The 1,172-nt window shown below is 56.4% G+C and carries 2 protein-coding genes and 1 pseudogene; all 3 read right to left on the reverse strand.

Annotated features, from left to right (window positions below):
* Positions 1-80: 80 nt before the first annotated feature.
* A pseudogene (locus VSR34_RS37940) lies at positions 81-320 on the reverse strand (transposase); the annotation flags it as partial.
* A gap of 42 nt (positions 321-362) precedes the next feature.
* The gene (locus VSR34_RS37945) at positions 363-644 is read right to left on the reverse strand and encodes a hypothetical protein (protein ID WP_342965180.1); all 282 of its coding nucleotides are present in this window, start codon (positions 642-644) and stop codon (positions 363-365) included.
* A 91-nt stretch (positions 645-735) separates the two neighbouring features.
* Positions 736-1,172, reverse strand: a 437-nt coding sequence (locus VSR34_RS37950) for a hypothetical protein (protein WP_342965181.1), incomplete at its 5' end; no start/stop codon positions are given.

Below are 1,172 nucleotides of genomic sequence, written 5' to 3' on the forward strand. Positions count from 1 at the left end.
CATGATGTTCTCCTCGGAGCCAAACCTCAGCACGCTGATTTTAGGCGTCAGCATGTCAAGGCCTTCGCTCATAGGATCTCGAAACAGCCCGCCTGGATCCAGCGTTGCGTCTGCTGGTAGACCGCCTTCCACGGCGGAAAGTCATTGGGCAGCAGACGCCATGGTGCACCCGCGCGGACAATCCAGCGCAAAGCGTTGAACATCTCGCGCAATTCGTAGCGACGCTGAGGCGCGTCCTTGTTCATCAAGGTCAGGTACGGCGCGGCGAAGTACCACTCTTCGTCCGTCACATCAGTCGGGTATGGCTTGCGTGCTGTCATCACACCAGGATACCAGGTCCAACTGAAAGTTCCTAACACGCTCTAGGCTACCGGTGCTGATTCGAGACTTGCCCGCTTAGCAGCCAGTTCTCGTTCCTGTTGCGTCAGCTGCGAGCGATGCAGGTAGCGCCCCGGCGCCGTAACTACCGGCGAAAGGGCTGGCGTTTGATTGCTGTTCGCTTGCTCGCGGCCAAACGCGCCAATCAAGCCGACCGTTTCGCCGCTTTCTTTGAGCCCCCACGCCGCTAGCGGCCAAACAACCGGCTCCTTGTGGCCTTCGTGTACAAAAAACCAATCGGTAGACGGAATAATCGTTTTAAACATTTTCTTGCGCAATATTCGGCTACCGGCCGTGCGGGGCGCCTGCGCCTGGTTGTCTTCCTTAGCGTAGCTCGAGAGCCAACAGATTTTTCCGTCAGTGCGATTTTAGAACCTGCGCACGCCACTGGTCGCGCGATAGGTTGCATCGCCTCAGTTCGTCGTCTGACGGTCCCTTGTGCGTCTTCACGTACTCAGAAAGGTACTTTTGCCTGTCAACTCCAGGTGGCACGAACACAAACGTCTCCGTGCCGTCGCAATCACTTGCGAGGTTGGCTTGCGACCCTGCCGCACTCGATAAGGCGGGTACTGCACCGGCAATCACGACCGCCAACATCAATCGAAACGTCTTCATGCGAGATTCCATTCTTGTTTTCCCTTCTGTCGGTTCAATCGAACGATCCCGACTTAACAGGTTGCGGAAATACCCCTCGACGGGCAGCGGCCTTCCACGATTTACGCGCCCACTGCCGCTAAATCTTTCGCATTGTGCAATTTCAACGCGAATCAACCTTTTTAAAGCGCTGTGAGGCC

It is taken from the genome of Paraburkholderia sp. JHI2823, from assembly GCF_038900695.1.
In the GTDB taxonomy this organism is placed as follows: domain Bacteria; phylum Pseudomonadota; class Gammaproteobacteria; order Burkholderiales; family Burkholderiaceae; genus Paraburkholderia; species Paraburkholderia mimosarum.

What these genes read in the sequence shown, in the direction of transcription:
- VSR34_RS37945 (WP_342965180.1), bottom strand. Translation starts at nt 644, where the DNA reads ATGTTTAAAACGATTATTCCGTCTACCGATTGGTTTTTTGTACACGAA.